5 protein-coding genes are annotated in these 5,888 nt (G+C 60.3%); 3 read left to right on the top strand and 2 right to left on the bottom strand.

Features of this window, described 5'->3' with window-relative positions; all coding sequences use genetic code 11:
• Positions 1-474: 474 nt before the first annotated feature.
• Positions 475-1,716, bottom strand: a complete 1,242-nt coding sequence (locus tag AC3WJU_RS22170; RefSeq protein WP_492260880.1) for a M24 family metallopeptidase — start codon at positions 1,714-1,716, stop codon at positions 475-477.
• 909 nt (positions 1,717-2,625) lie between these two features.
• Between AC3WJU_RS22170 and AC3WJU_RS22165 the strand changes: the two genes are divergently transcribed.
• Complete coding sequence (locus AC3WJU_RS22165) at positions 2,626-2,760, top strand: hypothetical protein (RefSeq protein ID WP_492260879.1); 135 nt, start codon at positions 2,626-2,628, stop codon at positions 2,758-2,760.
• 75 nt (positions 2,761-2,835) lie between these two features.
• Here AC3WJU_RS22165 and AC3WJU_RS22160 read toward each other — a convergent pair whose 3' ends face one another.
• Entirely contained in the window at positions 2,836-2,979 is a 144-nt protein-coding gene (locus AC3WJU_RS22160) for a hypothetical protein (protein ID WP_492260878.1), read from the bottom strand.
• A gap of 380 nt (positions 2,980-3,359) precedes the next feature.
• Between AC3WJU_RS22160 and AC3WJU_RS22155 the strand changes: the two genes are divergently transcribed.
• Positions 3,360-4,562 (top strand): hypothetical protein, encoded by a 1,203-nt coding sequence (locus AC3WJU_RS22155; protein WP_492260877.1) that lies wholly within the window; start codon positions 3,360-3,362, stop codon positions 4,560-4,562.
• Between the two features lie 897 nt (positions 4,563-5,459).
• Positions 5,460-5,888 (top strand): DUF4192 family protein (locus tag AC3WJU_RS22150; protein WP_492260876.1); only part of this gene is annotated, 429 nt, incomplete at its 3' end.

The following is a 5,888-nucleotide window of genomic DNA, read 5'->3' as shown; positions in this document are numbered from 1 at the left end:
GATGAGGAAGGCGCATCAGCGGCCATGAGAACGCTCCTTGAAAACACCCAGCGCGCCGTCCACGACTACCTCGCCGTGAACGTCCTGCTGGAATTATTTCCCGCTCGAGCCTTGAGGTAGCACGATGGACGCTGGCGGCCACACCAACACCGGCCGGACTCCCGGGATCCGCGGGAAGTCAGCGCGACCGATCAATGCCACGTTGAAGTCGGTGTCCGGTCTGGCTGGACGGACACGCAGAGTCCATGCGGCAACGCACCATTGAACCCTCCCCATTGGGGCAATGGGCAATTTTCGTGGGCCTACCTGTCATCACCGCCGAGCACGGCAATGGTCGGAAAGGTAGGGGAAGCGGTGGAGCCCGTTTGCAGAAGGGCTTCGCGCATCCGGGCGGGTCGCACGAACCCGCCAGGGTCTCCGCCGGGCGGGACGTCAATCCAACCGCGTCCTCGCGCGGAAGGGCCCCGGTGATTTTTATGCGTCGAGATCTGGAGTCAGAGCATGGTTGCTCAATTGCTCACAGCCGTTTTCCGTGACCAGGATCGGCTCACCGATCATGATCGCCACCGGCCCACTGTCCAGCTGGACGGTGTGCCGGTAGAACGGGAAGAGGACAAAGTTCGGCTCAAAGATGTGCGGATCGTGTTCCTTGATGCGGAGGTTATCAACCCAAGTGGGCGCAAATCCGGTGCCGGTTCCGTACCCGAGGTGTTGGCCCGGTTCCCACATCTCGGCAAGTTCAAGAACCGAGTTGACTCGCTGTGCCATCTCGCTGACGGGAAGGCCCGGCGCGACGTGTTCCATGCCCACCAGATGTGCTTCAGTCAACGTCTTGTAAGCTTCCCGAATCTCAGCAGGCACTTGGCCAACCCACTTGGAATGGACGCCGACGGCATGATATCGCCGGTAGCATCCACCCAGCTGAAGTTGGACCATCTCATCCGTTTCGATGACGCGGTCGCTGGCGGATGCATGCGTCCACGCCAACGTGCGGGGTCCGCTAGCTACAGGAGGCCAGATTGCAGGGGCCTCTCCCCCGGCGGCAAACATGCCCTGGAGCGCGGCTGAGAGGACATCAAGTTCACGGGTTCCTGCTCGCATCGCCTGGAACGCTAAAGCATAGCCGGCATCCAGGACGGAGGCCGCTTTCCGAACATAATCAATCTCCGTCGCGGACTTGCGAAGGCGAAGCTCGGCGACGAGGTCGGATGCGTCGACGAGCTCGCACCGGCCATTGAGCTGTTCGCGGAGACGCTCGTAGTAGTAAGGGAGCAAGGCGTGGCTTCGTAGCTCGATGCCAATTCGCTTCCCGCCATCGAGCAGATTCATCTTGCTCAGCGTCTGGACGGTGATCTGCGCAGCGTCATTGAGTGAATCATCAGTCCAGTTGATGATTTCGTCCACGAATGGCAGCCCGCCGATGAGCTCATTGTCGATCGTGCGGCAAACGACGGTGATGTCTCGCCCGTCTGCTGGAAGTATCGCAGTCTGGTAGACCCAGTAGCCCAGTTGATCGTAGCCGAAGAGGTAATGCATGCTTTCCTGGTGAAACATCAGGAGAGCATCAAGGTTCTGGTCGACGAGAGAGTCCCTGGTGCGGTTGAGTCGATCACTGTACTCCGTCACCGCAAACGGCAGTTCAGAGCCTAAGACACTAATTCGGTCGTTGGGCGGGTGCAATTCGGAGCCGGGAACCCCGAGCTGTTCATTTGGCATGCGCTGAGCCTTATCTTCCGGAATTGAGCGTGATCGGGTCGTGACGGCTCGCCACCACCCGATCTCAAGGAGCGGGAACCGTGCAGCACAAGCTGTCAACCCTCTATACAATGCAACCTAGAATACTAGGTGGAACCTGTCAATGTCACCGTTTCGCAAGCTTTTTCGGGGAAGCCGCCCAAAGGCGTAGCTGCCGTTGCAGAGCCCTTCCGGGTTGCGACACCGGACCGACTCGAATATCCGCCGCTGCTCCAGCCACACGCGGACGTTGGCTTCCACGTCCCAGGCGCCCCTTCAGAAATGCCCGATGCGGGCCCCGCCATGACAGGGACCGACGCGCTTCGATGGCCGCCTCGATCATGACTGGGCCCGACATGATCGAGCATGCCGCCCTGGGCGCGGAAATGCGGGGAAGCACTCAGAGGCCGGCGTCCTCGCAGTGCCGTCTTCCAGAACGTTGACGACGTCCATGGCGATGCCGCATCTGAGAATCTCCGCCACGCCCCGTCTTGGAAAACCTGCCCGGAGTCCCGAACCCGCTCGTAAAAAGCCTGATACTCCATCGGAGCCGCGGCATTTCGGGGGAGTCGGCATGCCCGACTGGCCGAGTCGGTGTTCCGTAGAACCTTCGATGCTCTCAGCAGACCCGCACTCACGGCTATCACCGACGAAAACTCTTGAGCGCTCTCCTACTACGGAACGCTGCGGAGCATCGCCGGGCGAGCCCCGCCCTTTGCGTCGAAACCGTCAGGACCGCTGCGGAGACTGCGGGGGCACGAATCACAATCAGCGAACAGACAAAACCTGCCAGAACCCTTGACATGTGATCTCACAGGTTTATTATTTAAATATCAGAAGGAAGGGGCCAGAGACCCCGACCAGGCCTCCATTGACAACATCCGAAAGGCGGTGAGCAAGGTGAAGAAGATCCAGGCCAAGCCAGTCACGCCGGTCGCGGACAAGCCAAAGCTTCCGCTCTTCGAGTATTTCGGACTGTTCGGCAAGCTTCCGACCTTTGAAAACGTCGGACCATTCGACAGATAGTCGAAGCAGCTCTAGGCCGCCTGAGGTCTCAGCGCAAAGAATCACGATCCGGAAGATGGAACGTAATCATGGTTTTCAGTGACTTTCGCGCCGCAGTGGCCGCGTGAGACGGGATATGGCGAGATGCTCACAAACGGTGACATCACGGAAATCGTCAGCGTCCAGCAGGACCGCATTGCCGCCGATATCCGCGCCCACCTCCCCGTAGAACACGGTCATGAGGGCGGTCCTAATGGCAACTGAACCTGAATCGTACGGTCAGCCCACAGAACTGCATCACCAGGAAACCCACCCTCCGGAACCGTTTGAACGCCAAGTAGGAAGCTTCAGCGGCTGGAGACTTGACACGGAGGACTGGGTATGGCTCAACCCGGGCTACAGGGTGCGGATTCATCGAGGGAATGACGGGGTTGCGCTGGGTCTGGTGGATATCATTGCGCCGGTTGCCACCATCTTTTGGGTTTGGCTGGACAGCGGACGGGGCCGAATCAGGATGACGACGTCTGGTGTGGCTTGAGGGGGCTCGGCGTGGAGAGGAGTGATGACCTGGACCAGATCGGTCCGGTCGACGTTCCGTCTTCGAGCTGTCCCGTCCGGCCATGAACTACCGTGAAGCCCGCAAAATCGCGCGGAAAGCAGAACACGCGTTCAGCTTGCCCAACGACGCCACGCTGCAGCTCATCCGCGAGAAACTGGAGCGAAAACACGGCAGGATCATCACGGTGGCAGAGCTTCCTGAATTGGCCGGCGAAGAACTGTGTGGGGTCTGGCTTGTCTGCGCGGAACAGGACATCGTCCTCCACGAATTCAGCCACATGATCCTCGGACACGATCTCGATGGCCAAAACAGCGGGCTCGTCAGAAGCCTCCTCCCCGACCTCGACCCCGAGCAGGTGCTCCCCGCCCTGGCCCGCAGCAGCTATACCGACAACGCGGAACTCACCGCCGAAGCCTCCGCCGACCAGCTCGCAACACGCATCATCAATAGCGACGCCGGTACCCACCCGAGATTCTGGCAATTCCGGACGGCCATCCTGCTGGCGGCAGTTGAAGACATTGAAGTACGACGTCGGCAACTTGCCTTCGGCCGGTGGGCTGCGGTCATTTCGTGCTCGGCAGTGACGGCAGGATTTCTCACGAGCCGCACTCCTGTTACCGATCCGAACCTGCCTCTGAGGTACGGCGACCAACCAGGGATGGCAGTGTTCCTCTGGAGCGGGTCCGCGTTCATCATGTGGATCTGCGTCGATATCGCACGGGTATGCCATGACAACGTCCCCAGCATGCGGGCGCGTGCCTTCCGGTCTGCCTTCGTCCTCATCGCCATCGGATGCATCCTCTTTGCCCTGGTCCTCATCGACCGTCTGGCCTATGGAGTCGTCACGAAGATGGACGGCGCTGCCAGCCCATTTGCGGCCGTTCTGACCGTCCTCTGTTGGGTGGGCGAAGCGTTCGCGGTTCTGCTTGTGAGCCTCGGGCTGCTTCTCCCCCGCCTCGAAGGCCACCTCAAGCATGGCAACTTCCTCATTCATGTCCGACTCCTGCTCCTGGAAGTCGGGCCTATCTGGAACCGCGTGGCTCTCACCCACTACGACCTGATCCTCGAGAAACGACGGGCGAATGCGCTCATAGTCCTCAGCCGGCACGCCGAAACACAGCTACACCGACGCCTCGTCGAAATCCGCGACTGTGAAATGGCCGGCCGTTCGACAGACGGGCGCCTCGACGCACACGACCGGTCCGTCGTCGAACGCGCCGAACTCGCTCTCGAGAGGCGCTCAGGCTCCAGGCTCACACGATAGCTTTTCCACCGATGTCCTCAGTACGCATAAACGGTGGTCGGCGCTCTCGCCAACGAAACGAACGGGCACTGGGAGAAGCTGGAAAGCAAAGACCCCACGCTGCCACCCCGAATCGGGGGTTCTGGAAAAGCGTCGAAGTTAGGCCTGGTCGTGCCACCAGCCTGCCCAAGGATTGGATGTCAATTTGCCGCTGGGGAATTCGGTGTTGGCAGTACCCTCCCCAAATTCACGATCGTCGTCATCCCCACTGCGGTCTAGAAAGAGGTTTAGGCTGCTCCAGAGCAACATCGTTGTTTCCTTCCGTGCGTTGCTTGGACCACGTCGTCCAAGTAGGTGCCAGCGTAGCTTTCAAATATTTCGTTGGTGCGACGCGACGTTTCACATTTGTATCCGGAATCTACCCGGTCACTTTGAACGCAGTGCGCGAATGTGTGGCCGGGCCCGACCCTCATTTTCATTCTCTGGACCGGGAAATAGCGTTCGGGTAATCACTGCGCGCCTCAGTGCGGAGTTCTCGAACATGATTGCGCCACCGCCTATACGAGGCCATTCTTCCGGTCGAGGACCAGTAGGTGGCGTTCCGCCCGAACCACGCACGAAGTGTTTCGTCATGCCGCGCCGCAACAACCCCGCCATGAATAGCCAAAAGAATCTTCGCTCTTTGTCATTCTGATGCTCGATCATCGCTGGGCGGGTCCTCCGCGCAATCAGGGCGCTTTGCGCCGACCCCGATCCAAAAGTGCGCTCGGCGCTCCGCTTATTTCCTCGCGAAGTTTTGGATCGTTGCCGGTTCCCCAAGTTGCACTCCGGCCCCTCATGCCCAGCAGTGAATCCTCTATCAGAACGACGCCGGAAACCAACGCCGACGGCCGACGCCGCCGCTGAGGGAGAAAGATCATGGAAAGGCTCACCATCAAAACCCCTGCCGATGTCCTCAGTTTCATCGGCCACACCCTGGGCTTCTGGCCGCAGGAAAGCCTGGTGTGCATCACCCTGGATACCAACCACATCGGCGTGACTCCCCGCGTGGATCTCCCCAAGCACGACGGCGGGGAAACCGCCTATGCGCGAACAGTCGCCTGTTACCTCGCGAACGACACGAACGCCACCAGCGCCCTGTTTGCCGTCTACACCTCGACCGCCCCGACCGCCGGCCAGAACAAACCGTATGCTTCAGTCATCGCCGCCCTCACGGGAGCACTAGCCGAGCGACACATCACCATCCGGGACGGCCTCCTCGTCGGCGACGAGACAGTCTCACCGTACGACGACGACCCCAACCTCAACTGCACGCTGCCCCTGTCGATGGTCGACTCCAGCGAGATC

The organism is Arthrobacter sp. FW306-1B-F12A, assembly GCF_058781865.1.
The sequence above is the reverse complement of the archived record's forward strand: the minus strand, read 5'-3'. Positions and strand labels throughout refer to the sequence as shown.